This window comes from Pseudomonas sp. LBUM1663 (assembly GCF_059695905.1).
This window is the reverse complement of sequence record NZ_CP166792.1, coordinates 3,078,337-3,096,295: the sequence shown is the minus strand read 5'-3', so window position 1 is coordinate 3,096,295 and position 17,959 is coordinate 3,078,337. Positions and strand designations below refer to the sequence as shown.

The 17,959-nt window shown below is 58.6% G+C and carries 11 protein-coding genes; 6 read left to right on the top strand and 5 right to left on the bottom strand.

The features are described from left to right. Positions 1-241 precede the first annotated feature (241 nt). The gene (locus ACA075_RS14200) at positions 242-517 is read left to right on the top strand and encodes a DUF1652 domain-containing protein (RefSeq protein ID WP_219094110.1); all 276 of its coding nucleotides are present in this window, start codon (positions 242-244) and stop codon (positions 515-517) included. 57 nt (positions 518-574) lie between these two features. On the opposite strand, the gene ACA075_RS14195 is transcribed toward ACA075_RS14200, so the two are convergent. Next, on the bottom strand, positions 575-3,049 hold the full coding sequence (locus tag ACA075_RS14195) for a UvrD-helicase domain-containing protein (protein WP_497299016.1): 2,475 nt from the start codon (positions 3,047-3,049) through the stop codon (positions 575-577). A 279-nt stretch (positions 3,050-3,328) separates the two neighbouring features. On the opposite strand from ACA075_RS14195, the gene ACA075_RS14190 reads away from it, so the two are divergent. Beyond that, a complete protein-coding gene (locus ACA075_RS14190) occupies positions 3,329-4,024 on the top strand; it encodes a pirin family protein (protein WP_219094106.1) in 696 nt (231 codons plus the stop codon). A 211-nt stretch (positions 4,025-4,235) separates the two neighbouring features. On the opposite strand, the gene pgm is transcribed toward ACA075_RS14190, so the two are convergent. The 4 genes from pgm to ACA075_RS14170 form a co-directional block, all read right to left on the bottom strand. Further along, positions 4,236-5,882 carry a phosphoglucomutase (alpha-D-glucose-1,6-bisphosphate-dependent) gene (pgm, locus tag ACA075_RS14185; protein WP_497299015.1) on the bottom strand — a complete coding sequence of 549 codons (1,647 nt, stop codon included), beginning with the start codon at positions 5,880-5,882 and terminating at the stop codon, positions 4,236-4,238. Between the two features lie 120 nt (positions 5,883-6,002). After that, the gene (locus ACA075_RS14180) at positions 6,003-7,403 is read right to left on the bottom strand and encodes an aminotransferase-like domain-containing protein (protein ID WP_497299014.1); all 1,401 of its coding nucleotides are present in this window, start codon (positions 7,401-7,403) and stop codon (positions 6,003-6,005) included. Positions 7,404-7,470: 67 nt separating this feature from the next. Next, positions 7,471-8,943, bottom strand: a complete 1,473-nt coding sequence (locus ACA075_RS14175; RefSeq protein WP_497299259.1) for a hypothetical protein — start codon at positions 8,941-8,943, stop codon at positions 7,471-7,473. Positions 8,944-9,503: 560 nt separating this feature from the next. Continuing rightward, the gene (locus ACA075_RS14170; RefSeq protein WP_497299013.1) at positions 9,504-10,526 is read right to left on the bottom strand and encodes a zinc-dependent alcohol dehydrogenase family protein; all 1,023 of its coding nucleotides are present in this window, start codon (positions 10,524-10,526) and stop codon (positions 9,504-9,506) included. 269 nt (positions 10,527-10,795) lie between these two features. Here ACA075_RS14170 and ACA075_RS14165 point away from each other — a divergent pair, with 269 nt between their 5' ends. From ACA075_RS14165 to ACA075_RS14150, 4 genes are all read left to right on the top strand, one after another. Further along, a complete protein-coding gene (locus ACA075_RS14165) occupies positions 10,796-11,713 on the top strand; it encodes a LysR family transcriptional regulator (protein ID WP_257605177.1) in 918 nt (305 codons plus the stop codon). Between the two features lie 310 nt (positions 11,714-12,023). After that, a complete protein-coding gene (gene mexE / locus ACA075_RS14160) occupies positions 12,024-13,277 on the top strand; it encodes a multidrug efflux RND transporter periplasmic adaptor subunit MexE (protein WP_497299012.1) in 1,254 nt (417 codons plus the stop codon). 15 nt (positions 13,278-13,292) lie between these two features. Then, positions 13,293-16,475, top strand: a complete 3,183-nt coding sequence (locus ACA075_RS14155; protein WP_497299011.1) for an efflux RND transporter permease subunit — start codon at positions 13,293-13,295, stop codon at positions 16,473-16,475. Beyond that, positions 16,472-17,893 carry an efflux transporter outer membrane subunit gene (locus tag ACA075_RS14150; protein WP_497299010.1) on the top strand — a complete coding sequence of 474 codons (1,422 nt, stop codon included), beginning with the start codon at positions 16,472-16,474 and terminating at the stop codon, positions 17,891-17,893. Before ACA075_RS14155 ends, ACA075_RS14150 begins: the two co-directional genes overlap by 4 nt. Positions 17,894-17,959: the final 66 nt, after the last annotated feature.

Genomic DNA, 17,959 nt, shown 5'->3' with positions numbered 1-17,959 from the left:
GGAGCTTGCCGAAGTTCGGCCACGGCTTCAATGACCAGACCGAATCGCCGTAACGCCGAGCAAGGCCCGGCACGTGATCCACATCAAAAAAACGGTAGCAATCGCCAAACGGACTGAAAAAAATCACATGGTTTTCACATCTGGATGCTACTTTTAAAGGCAGTCACCGGTTGAGCCATTGAAGGCTCTTCCCTCCTAACATGAGCTAAAGGAAGCGCTCGATGAAGAAGGCGGGCAACACATGAATAAAGGGTCTTTCAGCAAAGTTACGTTTCCAAACGCCTGCCAGCTGATGCGCTGGCATTTTCATCCCATGGGATTCGAGGCGAGCATGGACGCGCCGGGCAGCATGATTGCCCGTCTGTTTGACCGTGCCAGTGGCGAGACCATGATCGCCATTGCAGGCATTCCTTGCGCAACCGTGATGAATGCCGCGGACGTAGAACGAATAATCGAGGCCGTGGAAGACGAACTTGAGTGTTTCATTCCTCCCGTGGCCCTCAAGAGTTATGCCTGAAGGTCAACCACCCAACAAAAAGCCCACAATATGTGGGCTTTTTTTGTGGGCTCGGGTTCAGGCCAGTGCCTGACCTTGACGGTGATCAGAGAAGAACGGCTTGTCCTTGCCAATTCGGTCAGACGCCTTGGGCATATTCGCCGCCTGAGTGTCCTGCCCATCGACATACCAGTAGCAATGACTCACCGCTCGCGTGATGCCGACGTAAGCCAGTCGCAGGATTTCGTCTTTCTGCGCGTTGTCGTATGGCTCGTTGTCGCCCGTCTTGCCAAGACCCGCCATCCGGTAAACCTGATTCTTGTAGGGAGAACTGGTCAGGTGCTGGCAATCACCGAGCAAGAACACTGCGTCGGCCTGCAAGCCCTTGGCGCTGTGATACGTCAGCTGTTTGATGCGCCGAGCTTCATAAGGCAAGCTAGAATCCACATTAACTACAGACTGAATATGCTTTTCAATCAATAACTTATCGCTGCTTTTTCGATAAAGCATCAAGATGGAGTCACCTTGTCGGTAATGCTGGATCAGGCGTTGAGCCATGCCCTGATCGTCGCGATCCATGACGTTCACCGGCAACAGCGCCTTGGGTTCACCGCTGGCCTTGGCCTTCTTTCCTGCAATCGACGGCGCTGCGCGGACGATATGCTCGGCCGCATCAATGATGTGCTGATGGCTGCGGTAGTTGTCACTGAGCATCACTTTCGTCGTGCTCGGTGACGGAAACTCCTTGTTGAACTCCATGAAATACGTCGGAGAACTGCCGCGCCAGCCATAAATGGACTGCCAGTCATCGCCGACGCAGAGCAAGGACGAACGTTGCGCACCTCGCCCCACGTGCATCGCCGGGCCGCGACTGCGGATCTCTGCGAGGCTGGCACGAATCCAGGAGACAATCTGCGGCGATACGTCCTGAAATTCGTCGATCATCAGATGAGACAAAGGCCTTAGCAACTCATCGCTCAGCAGCTTCAGATTTTCCGGGGAATGCTCGCTGAATAAGGCAAACATTCGGTTGTAGGTCATCACCGGTGGCTTTTGATCAAGTAAATGATCTTCCAGGGCGCGCCAGAACAGGCTCAGAGCCTCGAAGAAATACCGGTCCGGGTCATCTTTGGCGAAACTCATCTGGCCAACGGCATTCGGAACATCCAGGCCGAGGTTTTCGATAAACCCGGCGGCAGCCACAAAGCAGTCCAGCAAGGGCGCTGACCCCAGCTCACCCTTGACCTTGTAATCGAAGCCCGGGCCGGCGCTGGCATCCCCTGCCAAGGAAGCCAGTACGCGTTTTGAAGATTCGTAACTATCTAGCCATATCAATGGCTTACGACAGAAAGCTTGAAAAAGGGTTCGCTTCACCGCCCATTCCGCGCGAACCGTTAACTTGGCATTCGGGCGGCTGACTTGAGGGTTTTCCCGTGGGTCAAAACCGAGCACCACCCAGGCATCCAGCGTCGGGATGTAGCCGTGACAATGGAAGGTCGCACCATTGATGTCGAACACTTGGCGATTGGGCTCAATGCCTTTGATTGGCCAAGCGCCGGCGCGAAACCACAGGTCTTCAATCGTGTCGCAGAGCTCGTCGTCACGCTTGGCCGCCAACTCGGTCACCGCCATGCGTTTCTGCACATCGGGGTGATCGCGCTCAAGCTCCTTGAGCTGCAGGGCGTGACGGGACAACGGCTTGATCAGCTCGCGAAAACGCTCATCACGGGTGTGCAGGCTGTGGAAACAGGCATTGAGTTGCTGTCGCTGGGCGTCGTTGATGCGCAGGTCGAAGGGATTGCTGTCGACCTCCTCATCGCCGTTTTGCGCGCGATTGCTGAGGTTTTCGAACGCTTGCAGACGCTCGAAGCCAGGCAGGCTGCGAACCATTGGCAGGATGCGCGAGTGGAAGGTACGCACCAGATCCCGCGCCTCTTTGAGGCTCAGCGCCCGGCCCCACAATGCAAAGAGTTCGATCAGCTTATTAATGAAGTCTTTGCGCGACTCGCGGGTGAAGGTCACCACGGTCATAGAGCTCAGCTCGAACCCCAGATAATGGGTCAGCAGCAGGATACGCAATACCAGCGTCGTCGACTTGCCCGCGCCGGCCCCAGCAATTACCGATGTCGAAGGCGTTTCGCTGAAAATCATCTTCCACTGGGCGGCACTGGGCTGGGCGTGCGGTGGCAGCAGTCGGGCGACATCGGCCTTCATGCGCTTCTTCAGTTCGGCGCTCAAGGGCAGGCGCCAATCGTCGAACAAATTGTCGTCGACATTCGGCGGCCTATGCTCGGTCGAACGCGAATCTCGGATCAACAGCACCTGCCGGCCTTCTTCCAGCCCGTCGGCTTTCCCTTCCTTATAGCCGTAATCCACCCCGGCGCTGTGGCCGCTGCGAAAACCATCGGCTTGCCCGTGCAGCCACGATGCACGGTGTTGCGCACGCAGACGGGTCAGGCCATGACCAAAGAATCGGGCGGCCAGGCGCTTGAGCAATGGCATCTCGGCCAAGGGACGGAGTTCGGGAGGAAGATCGGGGGTGTGTTGCGGCACGCGGACTGACTCCAGGGTGTGAGGCTGTTGAGGGCTATGGTGTCCGTATTTGCCGTTGAGTTCTAGTGAAATGCTTACAGGTCATTGGCTTATACGATGAAGTGAAGGCCGAGTGAGAATGTTTCGAGGTTATTTGATATCAACTTAATCGATCATATTGAGGCATTTTTTACGCTTTTTATCGATTGGTGCCTGATAGATGATGCCCGCCATCAACCACCGGTTCTCGTTTCGTGGCTCGGCGCTCTGCCCCATGACGAACCTTTTCAGGAGACGATCATGCTTGAACTCAGACCTTTCAACTCCCTGGGCGGCGCCCACCATGGCTGGTTGGATGCGCATCACCACTTTTCGTTCGCCGAGTACCACGATCCGAAACGCATGAATTGGGGCAACCTGCGGGTATGGAACGACGACGTGATTGCCTCGGGCACCGGATTTCCAAAACACCCGCACCGGGACATGGAAATCATCACCTACGTTCGTGAAGGTGCAATTACTCACGAAGACAACCTTGGCAACAAGGGTCGTACCGAAGCGGGCGACGTTCAGGTCATGAGCGCCGGCACCGGGATCGCCCACAGCGAATACAACCTGGAAGCGAGCGAAACCAAGATCTTTCAGATCTGGATCATCCCGAACGAATCCGGCCTGGCCCCCTCTTGGGGCGCCAAGCCTTTCCCGAAAGGCCAGCGTGAAGGCTTCGTGACGTTGGCCAGCGGCAAAGCCGGCGACGATCAAAGCCTGCGAATCCGTGCCGATGCACGGCTGGTTGCCGCCAATCTGAAGGCCGGTGAGTCCGCCGAATATCGCCTGGACAGTGGCCGTCGCGCTTATCTGGTTCCGGCTACGGGAGTCATTGAAGTCAATGGCCTGCGTGCACAAGCTCGAGACGGCGTGGCAGTGGCAGATGAGCAGGTGTTGCGGGTTACCGCGATTGAGGACAGTGAAATTGTGTTGGTGGATCTGGCTTGATCGGGTAAATGCAGGGCAAAAAAAGGGGCGACCGTTGATGGTCGCCCCTTTTTACATCTGAATCTTTGTGGCGAGGGGGCTTGTCGGAACGCCGCATCGCCCCGTTCGGCTGCGAAGCAGTCGTCAGGTCTATATCACGTTATAGCTGGGGAAATGCCGGGGGCCGCTTCGCGACCCAACGGGGGCAAGCCCCCTCGCCACAGTCCCTCAATCACTTCGCCGAAATAGCGCCATCCACCAGGGTCTGAGCTTCAGCCACCAACTGCTTGAGATGTTCGTCACTGACGAAGCTCTCAGCGTAGATCTTGTAAATGTCTTCTGTCCCCGAAGGCCGTGCCGCGAACCAGCCGTTCTCGGTCATCACTTTCAAACCACCGATGGCCTGGTCGTTGCCCGGCGCGTGGCTGAGGATGCTTTGAATCGTTTCGCCCGCCAGTTGGGTCGAGGTGACCTGATCCGGCGACAGCTTGCTCAATAAGGTCTTCTGTTCAGGGTTGGCCTTGGCGTCGACGCGCACCGAGAACGGTTCGCCGAGTTCGTCGGTCAACGCTCGGTAGGCCTGGCTCGGGTCGCGACCGGTGCGAGCGGTCATTTCTGCCGCCAGCAATGCCGGAATCAAGCCGTCCTTGTCGGTGCACCAGACGCCGCCATCCTTGCGCAGGAACGAGGCACCGGCGCTTTCCTCGCCGCCAAAGCCGAGAGAACCGTCGAACAGACCGTCAGCAAACCATTTAAAACCGACCGGCACTTCGTACAGGCGACGACCCAGGCGCTTGGCCACGCGATCGATCAGGCCGCTGCTGACCACGGTTTTGCCCACGGCAGCATCAGCACGCCACTGCGGACGGTTCTGGAACAGGTAGTCGATGGAAACGGCGAGGTAGCTGTTCGGTGCCAGCAGACCACCGGACGGGGTCACGATGCCATGGCGATCGTGATCCGGGTCGCAGGCAAACGCTACGTCAAAGCGCTCTTTCAGACCGATCAGGCCTTGCATGGCATGGCTTGAGGATGGGTCCATGCGGATTTGCCCGTCCCAGTCGACCGTCATGAAACGGAACGTCGGGTCGACCTGTTTGTTTACTACTTCCAGGTCCAAACGGTAATGCTCGGCAATCGCCGACCAGTAGCGCACCCCTGCTCCGCCCAGCGGATCGACACCCAGACGCAGCTTGGCATCACGGATGGCGTCGAAGTCGATCACGTTGATCAGGTCGGCGACGTAGGTGTTGAGGTAATCGTGACGATGGGTCGTGCTGGCCTTCAGTGCCTGCTCGTAGCTGATGCGTTTGACACCGGCCAGCTTGTTGCCCAGCAGCTCGTTGGCCTTGGCCTCGATCCACTTGGTGATGTGGGTATCGGCCGGTCCACCGTTGGTGGGGTTGTATTTGTAGCCACCGCTTTGCGGCGGATTGTGCGACGGGGTGATGACGATTCCGTCCGCGAGGCCCGAAGTACGGCCGCGGTTGTAGCAAAGAATCGCGTGGGAAATCGCCGGGGTCGGCGTGTATTCATCACCCTCGGCGATCATCACGGTGACGCCGTTCGCGGCCAGCACTTCCAGGGCGCTCGCGCCGGCCGGGGTGGACAGTGCGTGAGTGTCGATACCGACAAACAGCGGACCGTCGATGCCCTGGGCTTCGCGGTACAGGCAGATCGCCTGACTGATCGCCAGAACGTGCCATTCGTTGAAACTCAGGTCGAACGAGCTGCCTCGGTGTCCGGACGTGCCGAAGGCTACGCGTTGGGTAGAGATGGCGGCATCAGGCTGGCCGGTGTAATAGGCCGTTACCAGTCGCGGGATGTCGACCAACAATTCTGCCGGTGCCGGTTTGCCCGCAAAAGGACTGAGTGTCATGCAAAACCTCTGGAATAGAGTGGTTCAGGAATAGGAACGCAGTTTACTGGCAGTTTGACCGCAGCGCGACGTTATCGATCCCGGGCGAAATGTTATCTATCGCCAAAGCCCCGCACGTGCTCAATCGATCGATTCCAGGCGCAAGGCATCGCCCAACAAACCCATGGCCGCAGCGAGGTCGTGGTCGCCGCCGAAGGTATGGCTCAGACGCAGGTGTTGCGCGTGCAACCCCTGCAGGCTGAACAGTTCTCCTGGCGCAATCACCACCTGGTGCCTGAGCAGGCGCTGGAACACCCGACGCACATCGACCTGACGCAACGACCGCACCCAGATCGTCGCTCCGCCCAAGGGTTCGACAAAGTGCAAGGCATCCCCCAGACGCTCCTGCAACAGCTGGGTCATGTGCACCTTGCGGTCCTTGAGCAGTCGCCGCAATACCAGCAAGTGCTGATCGATTCGTCCATTGCTGTATAGCCGTGCGATGGCTTTCTGGCGAATCGGCGACAACCGGAATGAACGCAACAGGAAATGCCGCTGCAGTTCGACGCTCAACTGGCGCGAGAGCAGATAACCATAAGGCGCTTCCGGCCCGATGGATTTTTCGAAGGTGGAGAAAACGATCAGCCGATCCGGGTTCAGCAGATCGCGAAACCGCAGGCCGTCGGGCTCGAATGCGAGCTCGCCGTAGCAGTCGTTCTCCAACACCCAACTGCCATGACGCTCCAGAAGTTCAGCGGTTGACTGCCTGTTGCTGTGGGAAGCCACGCTGCCGCGCGGCATGTTGAGGCTGGAAGAAAGCATGACCAGCCGCACCGGCTTGGTCTCCAGCAGTTGCTTGAGCTGCTCAAGGTCCAGGCCGCCATTGGCTTGCAAGGGCAACTCGATGACCTGGACATCAGCGTCCTGGAGCAAACGCAGGATCATCCAGTCGCAGGGCGATTCGACGACGACCGTGGCTTCCTTGAGACACAGCACAGCGATCAGTATCTCCAGCACCCCACGCAAATCGGCGCCGATATAGACATCATCGGCGTGCCAGCAACGTGCCGGAGACGAGGTATAGCGTGCGGCCAGTGCGGCGCGCAGTTCCAGTTCACCACAAGGTTGTGAAGTCGGTTGCGGCTGACGCGGATACTGACGCAGCAGTTCTCTTTCAAGCAGCAATAGCGGGCTGTCCAGAGGCTGCAACAACGCGGGTTCATCCGCGCTCAACACCAGCATTCCCGGCCGTCTGGCGTTCACATAAACAGTCTCGAGCAGGTCATTGCCGCTGCTGAGCGGGCGAATGGACGACACGGGCAGCGCGTAATAGCCGGATTTGGCGACCGAATACACCCGCCCTTCTTTTTCCAACAGCGAATAGGCGTACTGAATCGTCGAAATCGATACACTCAAACGGTCCGCCAACTGCCTCAATGAAGGGAGACGGACCCGCGTGTCGCTGACGGGCTCGTTGATGAGGTTAGTCAGGTAACGGTATACCGCCTGGTAGGCAAAGTCGGTTTCGCGTGGTCCTTTCATGGGTAATGGCCGAACACGCCACGCGTCGCGTGGGGTGGGTGGATGAACGCGGTAACCCCGGGCATTTTCAACGACCCGTTGACCGTTCGCCATCTGCGGCGTTGCCCGCGTCGAGGTCCAGCGCCTGCTCATTCGCATCACCGACTTCCGGCCCCTCGCCCCTCGCCACCGGCCCCATCCGGTAAAGCGTGCCGGTCAAGTTGACGGGCAACCCGCTGACGTCGACCATCCATTGCAGCACCTGCTCGGGCGCCGGCTTGCCCTGCATCGCCCGGTGCAGATCGGGTAACGCGACGAGCATGCCGGGATGACATTGACGTAGAAAACGCTCAAGCGAGGCTCCATTCTCGACAAAGGGCGCGAACAGCAAGCACACCAGTTGAGCCTCGCTCAAGCCGAGGCTTTTCTGGGCCTCGGCCGCCGCCAATTCACGCTGTTCGGACATTGCCGTCGGGTGGCCGAACGTCTCCATTGCCTGCTCGCAAAAGCGCTCGGGAAGTTGTTTGCGACGCATCATGACCAAAGCCTGCTGCACGTATTCAGCAACGCCCGCTTCATAGGTACGGCCGTGAACAAAACAGGCCTCCAGTCCCCGAACGTGCGCGGAAATCGAAAGGCTGACACATTCATTATCGCTAAGCTGTGCGGCCAGTTCGTCAGGCTGAAACCCGAGGAAATCGGTGAGCAGTGGCCAGCGATCTTCCAGATTACTGACCAGCATGTCGTGAATATCGATGAAGGTCGTGCGCCGACACGCCTCAAATGATTCGGCCGGCCGCCACTCGGCCTGGCCATGTTCAGGATAAAACTCGCGGTAGCAATCACTGCCCAGTTCATCCAGTCGTGCGAACAGCTCCTCGTAACCGGATTCAGGGCAAATCGATGCCTTGAGACCGGCCTTTTGCGCCGCTCGGGTCAATCCATCCATGAACTGCTTTTGCTGACGAGGCGTATCGCTGCTGACAAACGCATCGACACCTCGGTCCCAACGGCAGATTTGCCCATAAAACTCGCCCGCTGCCAGGTACCCGTCATCCCACAGATGGAGCGGTCCGTTCCAAGTTCGCCGGTGACCAACCATCAACAGATTGAGACGATTCGACTCGCGGCCTGCATCGGAAACCGGCACCAGGTGGTTGAATGGCAGGACTTCCCGGTTATCGACCATCACCACTTCGACCCGAGGATCGTCGTAGAGAAACAACGCACTGCAACTGCGATGGATGTTTTCAAGAGTCGTCGAGCTTGCGCCGTTCGCGCGCAAGGTCGCGACTCGCAGCTGAAACGTCGCAGGTGCCCGGCCGGCGATGCTCAATTGTGCGGCGCGCAGCAATGCAAGCGTGTAGCAACTGTTGCGGGTCCCGGACTGGATCGCCAATACCTTGTATTCGCCGATACGGTCCATGCCACCTGCGGCGACCACCAGACGCTGAATCATCAACTGCAATGCCGTGCGCTCGGCGCGCGAGAAAAAACTCAGCAATCGCTGCAATACTTGCTGATAAACATAGTTCATTGCCTGTTCATGGGTATGGGTCATCATTGCTTACCTGTTACGCATAGGTTCGATTTCACGCAAACAACTGTATGCATTGCACAAACGGCTGCCTGACATGATTAAAGTGTTGCGCTTGATATCAAATGCTAACACTTAGTTTTGAGTAATTATTTGAAATGAATCGAGCTTACTTGTGATCACGTCCGCTCACGATTGCAGGAGAGCCCCGCAGAACAAGCGCCCTGCGACCGAACGAGGGATCCTAGGAAATGTCCGACGGCGTCCCACAGACAGGTAGCACGAGAAATAAAGAAAGAAGTCGCCATTATTTTTTCGGCAATTGATCGATAACACGCTATTTGTTGAGTTTGTATTGCCGGAGCGCAACGAACACTATCTATCCAATACCCAGCCATAGCTCATTCCTTGAGATGAAAGTAATCATTCAATTATCGGGGCTTATAGGGTGATTAGAAGATACAGATTGAGAGCAAAAACCAGTTCAGTTGCTGAACTGACCCGTCGCAGATTGACGGAACGTCTCGGATTTTCGGAGGGGGAAATGCAAAAGTCCGTGCAAGCACGGACTTTTTTCAGCGGTGTTACGCAGGTTCGACCTGGAGTGCAACCCGTTCGCGACACGGGCATTCGTCCATGTAGCGGTGCGCCTCGACAAACTCGGAAAACGGGAAGACCCGAGTCTTGAGTGGCAGCAGCACGCGGTCAGCGGTCAGTTGGTTGATGTCGCGCAAGGCACGTTGCAGTGCGACCTGGTCCTGGATGATGCCCAACTCCGGCTTGCCGGTGAAGTTGCCGATGCAGTGAACGAAGAACTGAATGTTCTTCTGAAACGCTGCGCAGGCCGGGAACGGCGTCTGGTTACCACCTTGCAGGCCGTACAGCACCAGGCTGCCACGAGGCGCGAGCACATCGCCGAGCATCGACATCTGCGGACCGCCAAGACCATCGAACACCACGTCCACGCCGCGGTTATCGGTGATCTTGTTGATCTGCATCAGCAAGTCCTGTTCTTCGGTGACGATGACTTTCTCGGCACCGAGGGACAGCAAGTATTCACGTTCCTCCGCCGACTTGGTCGCGGCAATGACCCGAATACCCAGCGCCTTGCCCAGTTGTACAAAGGACGGACCGGCACAGTGGCTCGCGTCGGTCACCAAGGCAAATTGCCCGGGTTTGACCCGCGCCAGATCAACATAAGCGAAGTAGGCGATCAACAGCGGCGTGTAGTGCACGCTGGCTTCGATAGGGCTCAGCACATCCGGGTAGCGGGTCAGTGCCGAGCGAGGCAGAACGATCTGCTCGCCGTAGACCGGATAGTCGTTGGGGCTTTCAGCCGGGAAGCTGGCGACCTTGTCACCGACTGCCAAGTCATCGACACCCTCGCCGACCGCCGTGACGACGCCGGACATTTCATGGCCAAGGCCAGAAGGCAGGCGAGCGTGGGATGAGGCCAGGTTCTGGCGCCAGAGAATGTCGTACCAACTGATGCCAATCGCCTCGACGCGCACCTGCACTTCGCCCGGAGCAGGGAGAGCGGCCGCATGCTCTTCGCATTTGAGCACCTCGGCTGGACCAAACTTGTGAAAACGAATCGTGCGGGACATCGCAAACCTCGTCAAAGAAACCTCTAATGCCCTGAACTCTATCTGGGCTTTCTACCCAAGACTATCAGTGGCTATTAATAGTCGACATGCCTGTCATTGATTCCGCAGCATCCATTGGATCAACGGTTGTCGTAAAAATCTGCAGTAGCCGTTCAAGGGAAACTGAATTATTCGGTGCAGAGTAGCAGCCTTTCCCCGTAAGATTCATGCCGGCCATTGTTCTCATATGGCCGCTCTCGTCAAGCTTGATGACTCTGCCAGGACTCCAGATGAATCGTAATGACCTGCGTCGTGTCGACCTGAACCTGTTGATCGTTTTCGAAACACTGATGCACGAACGCAGTGTGACCCGCGCTGCGGAGAAATTGTTCCTCGGCCAGCCGGCCATCAGTGCGGCGCTCTCACGCCTGCGCGGGCTGTTCGATGATCCGTTGTTCGTGCGCACCGGGCGCAGCATGGAGCCGTCCGCCCGCGCGGTGGAAATCTTCGCCCTGCTCTCTCCTGCTCTGGATTCGATTTCTACTGCTGTCAGCCGTGCGGCAGAATTCGACCCGGCGACCAGTACGGCGGTGTTTCGTATTGGCCTGTCGGACGATGTCGAGTTCGCGCTGCTGCCGATGCTGCTCAAGCGTTTGCGTGCGGAGTCGCCGGGGATCGTATTGGTGGTGCGTCGGGCCAACTACATCCTGATGCCGAGCCTGTTGGCCTCGGGGGAGATTTCAATCGGCGTCAGTTACACCGCCGACCTGCCAGCCAACGCCAAGCGCAAAGTACTGCGCCGCAGCATGCCGAAGTTGTTGCGCGCCGATACGGTGCCGGGGCCATTGAGCCTGGATGACTTCTGCGCCCGGCCCCATGCACTGGTGTCGTTTGCCGGTGACCTGAGCGGCTTTATAGATGAAGAACTGGAAAAGCTCGGGCGCAAGCGCCATGTAGTGCTTGCGGTGCCGCAGTTCAACGGGCTCAGCACGCTCATCAGCGGGACCGATATCGTCGCGACGGTGCCGGACTACACCGCTGACGCGTTGACGGCGGCTGGCGGTGTCCGGGCTGAAGATCCGCCCCTGCCGGTGCGTAGCTTTGAATTGCACATGGCGTGGCGTGGTTCGCAGGATAATGACCCGGGTGAGCGTTGGCTGCGGTCGCGTATACAAATGTTCTTTGGGGATCCGGATAGTTTGGCCTGATCCTGAAGCGTTGTTGAGGCTGATGGCCTCTTCGCGGGCAAGGCCGCTCCCACATTGGAATGCATTTCCTTCTGGGAGCGTGGCTTGCCCGCGAAGGCCGCGACTCGGTCTCAAGCCAATTCCTTGCATTCCCCGCAATACAGAATTGTCATCAACCCAATTGATCGCCGTTTAATGTAAGGCGCATGCTAGAGGGCTAGCTTCAGACTTATATCATTCTGAATGATAGTTACCTTCGCTTCATTCGATTCGTGCGATACCAGCCCGCCGCTCATCATCCGCCCATCTCAATACATTGGCGGATGCATCCATGGAACAGTCACTCAAACATTTGCGCTTCCCATTGGCCATGTTGGCCGTACTGGTGATGAGCGCCTGCGGCAAGGCGCCGGAGTCTGCCGCTACCATGCCCGCGGCCAAAGTCAGCGTCGCCAAGGTCCTGGAACAACCGGTCAATGAGTGGGACGAATTCACCGGGCGCCTTGAAGCGCCAGAAACCGTAGAAATTCGTCCACGGGTCTCCGGCCAGATTGATGAAGTGGCATTCACCGAAGGCGCACTGGTCAAGAAAGGCGACCTGCTGTTCCAGATTGACCCACGCCCCTTCCAGGCCGAGGTCCGCCGCCTCGAAGCACTGGTTGCCCAAGGTCGCGCCAACGCCACCCGCAGCGAAAACGAAGCCCAGCGCGGCGAACGCTTGCGCACCAGCAACGCCATCTCTGCTGAACTCGCCGACTCGCGCACCAGCGCTTCCCAGGAAGCCCGTGCGGCCGTCGGCGCCCTCCAGGCTCAACTGGACCTGGCCAAACTGAACCTAAGTTTCACCCGTGTCACCGCCCCCATCAGCGGTCGCGTCAGCCGTGCGGAAATCACCGCCGGCAACCTGGTGACCGCCGACACCACCGCGCTGACCAGCGTCGTTTCCACCGACAAGGTCTACGCCTACTTCGACGCCGACGAACGTGTGTTCCTCAAATACACCCAGCTCGCTCGCCAGGGCAAACGCGGTGCAACCACGCCGGTTTACCTCGGCCTGTCCAACGAAGACGGCAACCCGCACCAGGGCGTGATGAACTTCGTCGACAACCAAGTCAACCCGAAAACCGGCACCATCCGCGGTCGCGCGGTCTTTGATAACGCCGATGGACAGTACACCCCTGGCTTGTATGCCCGTCTGAAACTGGTCGGCAGCGGCACCTACTCCGCCGTGCTGATCAACGACGAAGCAGTCGGAACCGACCTGGGCAAGAAATTCGTGCTGGTGATGGATGCCGACAACAAGACGGCCTATCGCTCCGTCGAACTGGGGCCGAAGATCGAAGGCTTGCGCATCGTGCGCAGCGGCCTGAACAAGGATGACACCGTCATCGTCAAGGGTCTGCAACGGGTTCGCCCTGGCTCGCCGGTCACCCCTGAAGTGATCCCGATGGCCAGCGAACAAACCCTCGCGGCACTCGCACAACAACGACAAGCGCTGGAAGCCAGCAACCTGCCCCAAGTCGCACCTGCCAAGGTCGCGCCGGGTTCGGTTGTGAAACTGGCTGCTGCGACTCCACGCGGTTAAGGGACGACAACTCCGATGAATTTTTCCCAATTCTTCATTTCACGGCCGATCTTCGCAGCGGTGCTTTCGCTGCTGATCCTGATCGCCGGTGCCATTGCGCTGTTCCAGTTGCCGATCAGCGAATACCCGGAAGTCGTCCCACCGACCGTTGTGGTCCGTGCCAACTTCCCCGGCGCCAACCCAAAAGTCATCGGTGAAACCGTGGCCGCTCCCTTGGAGCAAGCCATTACCGGCGTCGAGAACATGCTGTACATGTCCTCGCAATCCACCGCTGACGGCAAGATCACCCTGACCATCACCTTCGCCCTGGGCACCGACCTGGACAACGCACAGGTGCAGGTTCAGAACCGCGTGACCCGGACCGAACCGAAACTTCCAGAAGAAGTGACGCGCATCGGTATCACCGTCGACAAGGCATCGCCCGACCTGACCATGGTTGTGCACTTGACCTCGCCGGACAAACGCTACGACATGCTCTACCTGTCCAACTACGCCTTGCTCAACATCAAGGATGAGCTGGCGCGTCTGGGCGGTGTCGGTGATGTACAGCTGTTCGGTATGGGCGACTACTCGCTGCGGGTCTGGCTCGATCCGAACAAGACCGCTTCACGCAACCTGACTGCCACCGATGTGGTAACGGCGATTCGTGAACAAAACCGTCAAGTCGCTGCCGGTGCACTGGGTGCACCCCCTGCGCCGAATGCCACTGCGTTCCAGCTGTCGGTCAACACTCAGGGCCGTCTGGTTTCTGAAGAAGAGTTCGAGAACATCATCATTCGCTCCGGCGACAACGGTGAAATCACGCGCCTGAAAGACATCGCTCGCGTTGAGCTGGGCTCCAGCCAATACGCATTGCGTTCGCTGCTGAACAACCAGCCGGCGGTGGCAATCCCAATCTTCCAGCGCCCTGGTTCCAACGCGATCGAGATCTCCAACGAAGTGCGCGACAAGATGGCGGAGCTGAAGAAGAACTTCCCGGAAGGCATGGACTTCAGCATCGTCTATGACCCGACGATCTTCGTGCGCGGCTCCATCGAGGCAGTAGTCCACACCCTCTTCGAAGCACTGATCCTCGTGGTGTTGGTGGTGATCCTGTTTCTGCAAACCTGGCGCGCCTCGATCATTCCGTTGGTGGCGGTGCCGGTTTCGCTGATCGGTACGTTTGCGGTGATGCACCTGTTCGGCTTCTCTCTGAACGCCCTGTCACTGTTCGGCCTGGTGTTGGCCATCGGTATCGTGGTGGACGACGCCATCGTGGTGGTGGAGAACGTGGAAAGGCACATCGAGCTGGGAGAAACGCCCGTAGAAGCCACCAAGAAAGCCATGCGAGAGGTGACCGGGCCTATCATCGCGACGGCGCTGGTGCTGTGTGCGGTATTTATCCCGGCGGCGTTCATTTCCGGACTCACCGGCCAGTTCTACAAACAGTTTGCCCTGACCATTGCCATCTCGACCGTGATCTCGGCGTTCAACTCGCTGACACTGTCCCCTGCCCTGGCCGCCGTGCTGCTCAAGAGCCACCATGCGCCGAAAGATCGCTTTACCAAAGTGCTTGATAAACTATTGGGCGGCTGGCTTTTCCGTCCATTCAACCGGTTCTTCGAGCGCGCCAGCCATGGCTATGTCGGCACCGTAGCCCGGGTTATCCGCAGCAGCGGTATTGCCCTGCTGTTGTACGCAGGCCTGATGGTGCTGACCTTCTTCGGTTTCGCCCACACCCCGACCGGCTTCGTACCCGGCCAGGACAAGCAATACCTGGTGGCGTTCGCGCAACTGCCGGACGCTTCGAGCCTGGACCGTACCGAAGATGTGATCAAACGCATGTCCGACCTGGCCCTGAAACAGCCTGGCGTGGAAAGTGCGGTAGCGTTCCCGGGCCTGTCGATCAACGGTTTCACCAACAGCCCGAATGCCGGCATTGTGTTCGTGACCCTGAAACCGTTCGACGAGCGCAAAGACCCGAGCATGTCGGCCGGTGCGATTGCCGGTGCATTGAACGGCCAGTTCGCCGGGATCCAGGAAGCCTACATGGCGATCTTCCCGCCGCCGCCGGTACAAGGCCTGGGCACCATCGGTGGCTTCCGCCTGCAGATCGAAGACCGGGGCAATCTGGGCTACGACGAGCTGTACAAAGAAACCATGAACATCATCACCAAGAGCCACAACGTGCCGGAACTGGCCGCCCTGTTCACCAGCTACACCGTGAACGTGCCACAGGTCGATGCCGCCATCGACCGGGAAAAAGCCAAGACCCACGGCGTGGCCGTCAGCGACATCTTCGACACCCTGCAGATTTACCTGGGTTCGCTGTATGCCAACGACTTCAACCGCTTCGGTCGTACTTATCAGGTCAACGTCCAGGCTGAACAGCAGTTCCGTCTCGAACCGGACCAGATCGGTCAGCTGAAAGTGCGTAACAACAAAGGCGAGATGATCCCGCTGGCGACTTTCATCAAGGTCAGCGACACCTCGGGTCCGGACCGCGTGATGCACTACAACGGCTTCATCACCGCTGAAATCAACGGTGCGGCAGCCCCGGGTTATAGCTCCGGCCAGGCTCAGACAGCGATCGAGAAACTGCTCAAGGAAGAACTTCCAAACGGCATGACCTACGAATGGACCGACCTGACCTACCAGCAGATTCTGTCCGGCAACACCGCGCTGTTCGTGTTCCCGCTCTGCGTATTGCTGGCGTTCCTGGTGCTCGCGGCTCAATACGAAAGCTGGAGCCTGCCACTGGCGGTGATTCTGATCGTACCGATGACCCTGCTGTCGGCCATTACCGGTGTGATTGCTTCCGGAGGCGACAACAACATCTTCACCCAGATCGGATTGATCGTACTGGTGGGACTTGCGTGTAAGAACGCGATTCTGATCGTCGAGTTTGCCAAGGATAAACAGCAGGATGAGGGCCTCAGCCCACTCGCCGCAGTGCTCGAAGCTTGCCGTCTGCGTCTGCGTCCGATCCTGATGACCTCCTTCGCGTTCATCATGGGTGTTGTGCCTCTGGTCTTCTCCAGCGGTGCCGGTGCCGAAATGCGTCACGCCATGGGTGTGGCGGTGTTCTCCGGGATGCTCGGGGTGACCTTCTTCGGTCTGTTGCTGACGCCAGTGTTCTACGTATTGATTCGTAACTTTGTGGAGCGCGGTGAAAAGCGCAAAGCGGCCAAGGCCCTGAAACTGGAGGCGCAACAATGAGCCTGAAAGCCTTCCTGCCGAGCCTTCTGGTACTGGCCCTGAGTGCCTGTGCCGTCGGCCCGGACTACAAGACCCCAGCCACCGAGCCGGCCAACATCACCACCGCCACCGACGGCGCTGCCGGTCAGAAAAACTTCGACCGCTCGCGTTTCGAAGGCATCTGGTGGCAGCAGTTCGAAGACCCGACTCTCAACCAGTTGGTGACTCAATCGCTGCAAGGCAACCGTGATCTGCGCGTGGCCTTCGCCCGCTGGAAAGCGGCCCGGGCGATTCGCGATGACGTCAGCAATGACGCCATGCCCACCATCACCAGCCGCGCCAGCAGTGACTTGGGTAAAGGTCAGATTCCAGGCCAGACCACCAAACGGGTCAACAGCGAACGTTACGACCTCGGCCTCGACATGGCGTGGGAGATCGACCTGTTTGGTCGTATCCAGCGCAACCTCGAGTCCGCCGATGCCGAACAACAGGCGCTCGAAGCCGATCTGTACCAACTGCAAGTCACCATGATTGCCGAACTGGTGGATTCTTATGGCCAATTGCGCGGCGCACAGTTGCGCGAAAAGATTGCCCTGGCCAACCTGAACAACCAGCAGGAATCACGCAAGATCACCGAAAGCCTGCGTGATGCCGGCGTCGGCGATCAACTGGACGTGGAGCGTGCCGATGCACGCCTCGCCTCGGTCGAAGCCAGCGTGCCGCAGTTGCAGGCCGAACAGGTTCGGCAGAAAAACCGTATTGCCACCCTGTTGGGTGAGCGTCCGGACAAGCTGACTGTCGACTTGAGCCCAAAAGACCTACCGGCGATTGCCAAAGCCTTGCCGATCGGTGACCCGGGTGAATTGCTGCAACGTCGTCCGGACATCCTCAGTGCCGAGCGCAAACTGGCTTCCTCCACCGCCCGTATCGGCGTGGCCAAGGCTGATCTGTTCCCTCGGGTCAGCCTCAGCGGTTTCCTTGGCTTTACTGCCGGCCGTGGCTCGCAGATCGGTTCCGCGGCTGCCAATGCCTGGGCGCTTGGCCCGAGCATCACTTGGGCTGCGTTCGACCTGGGCAGCGTGCGAGCTCGTCTGCGCGGCGCCGATGCCGATGCAGAAGGCGCGCTGGCGACCTACGAGCAGCAAGTGCTGCTAGCGCTGGAAGAGTCGGAAAACGCATTCAGCGACTACGGCAAACGTCAGCAACGGCTGATCTCGCTGATTCGTCAAAGCGAAGCGAGCCGTTCAGCCGCAGACCTGGCCGAGATTCGCTACCGCGAAGGCACCGTGGACTTCCTCGTCTTGCTGGATGCCCAACGTGAGCGTCTGGCGGCCGAAGATACCCAGGCCTCGGCGGAAACCGATCTTTATCGCGGCATTGTCGCGATTTACAAAGCCCTTGGCGGTGGCTGGCAACCAGAGACAGTCGCCAGCAAGTAAGTTTTTAAAGAGCTCCTTTGGTTGGCCGCAACCAACCAATTTTTTAGCCCTGCGCCTCATTCGGTC

Excerpts from the sequence above, each read along its gene's own strand:
- ACA075_RS14200 (WP_219094110.1), top strand. The coding sequence starts at position 242 with ATGAATAAAGGGTCTTTCAGCAAAGTTACGTTTCCAAACGCCTGCCAG.
- ACA075_RS14190 (WP_219094106.1), top strand. The coding sequence starts at position 3,329 with ATGCTTGAACTCAGACCTTTCAACTCCCTGGGCGGCGCCCACCATGGC.
- pgm (WP_497299015.1), bottom strand. The coding sequence starts at position 5,882 with ATGACACTCAGTCCTTTTGCGGGCAAACCGGCACCGGCAGAATTGTTG.
- ACA075_RS14180 (WP_497299014.1), bottom strand. The coding sequence starts at position 7,403 with ATGAAAGGACCACGCGAAACCGACTTTGCCTACCAGGCGGTATACCGT.
- ACA075_RS14175 (WP_497299259.1), bottom strand. The coding sequence starts at position 8,943 with ATGACCCATACCCATGAACAGGCAATGAACTATGTTTATCAGCAAGTA.
- ACA075_RS14170 (WP_497299013.1), bottom strand. The coding sequence starts at position 10,526 with ATGTCCCGCACGATTCGTTTTCACAAGTTTGGTCCAGCCGAGGTGCTC.
- ACA075_RS14165 (WP_257605177.1), top strand. The coding sequence starts at position 10,796 with ATGAATCGTAATGACCTGCGTCGTGTCGACCTGAACCTGTTGATCGTT.
- mexE (WP_497299012.1), top strand. The coding sequence starts at position 12,024 with ATGGAACAGTCACTCAAACATTTGCGCTTCCCATTGGCCATGTTGGCC.
- ACA075_RS14155 (WP_497299011.1), top strand. The coding sequence starts at position 13,293 with ATGAATTTTTCCCAATTCTTCATTTCACGGCCGATCTTCGCAGCGGTG.
- ACA075_RS14150 (WP_497299010.1), top strand. The coding sequence starts at position 16,472 with ATGAGCCTGAAAGCCTTCCTGCCGAGCCTTCTGGTACTGGCCCTGAGT.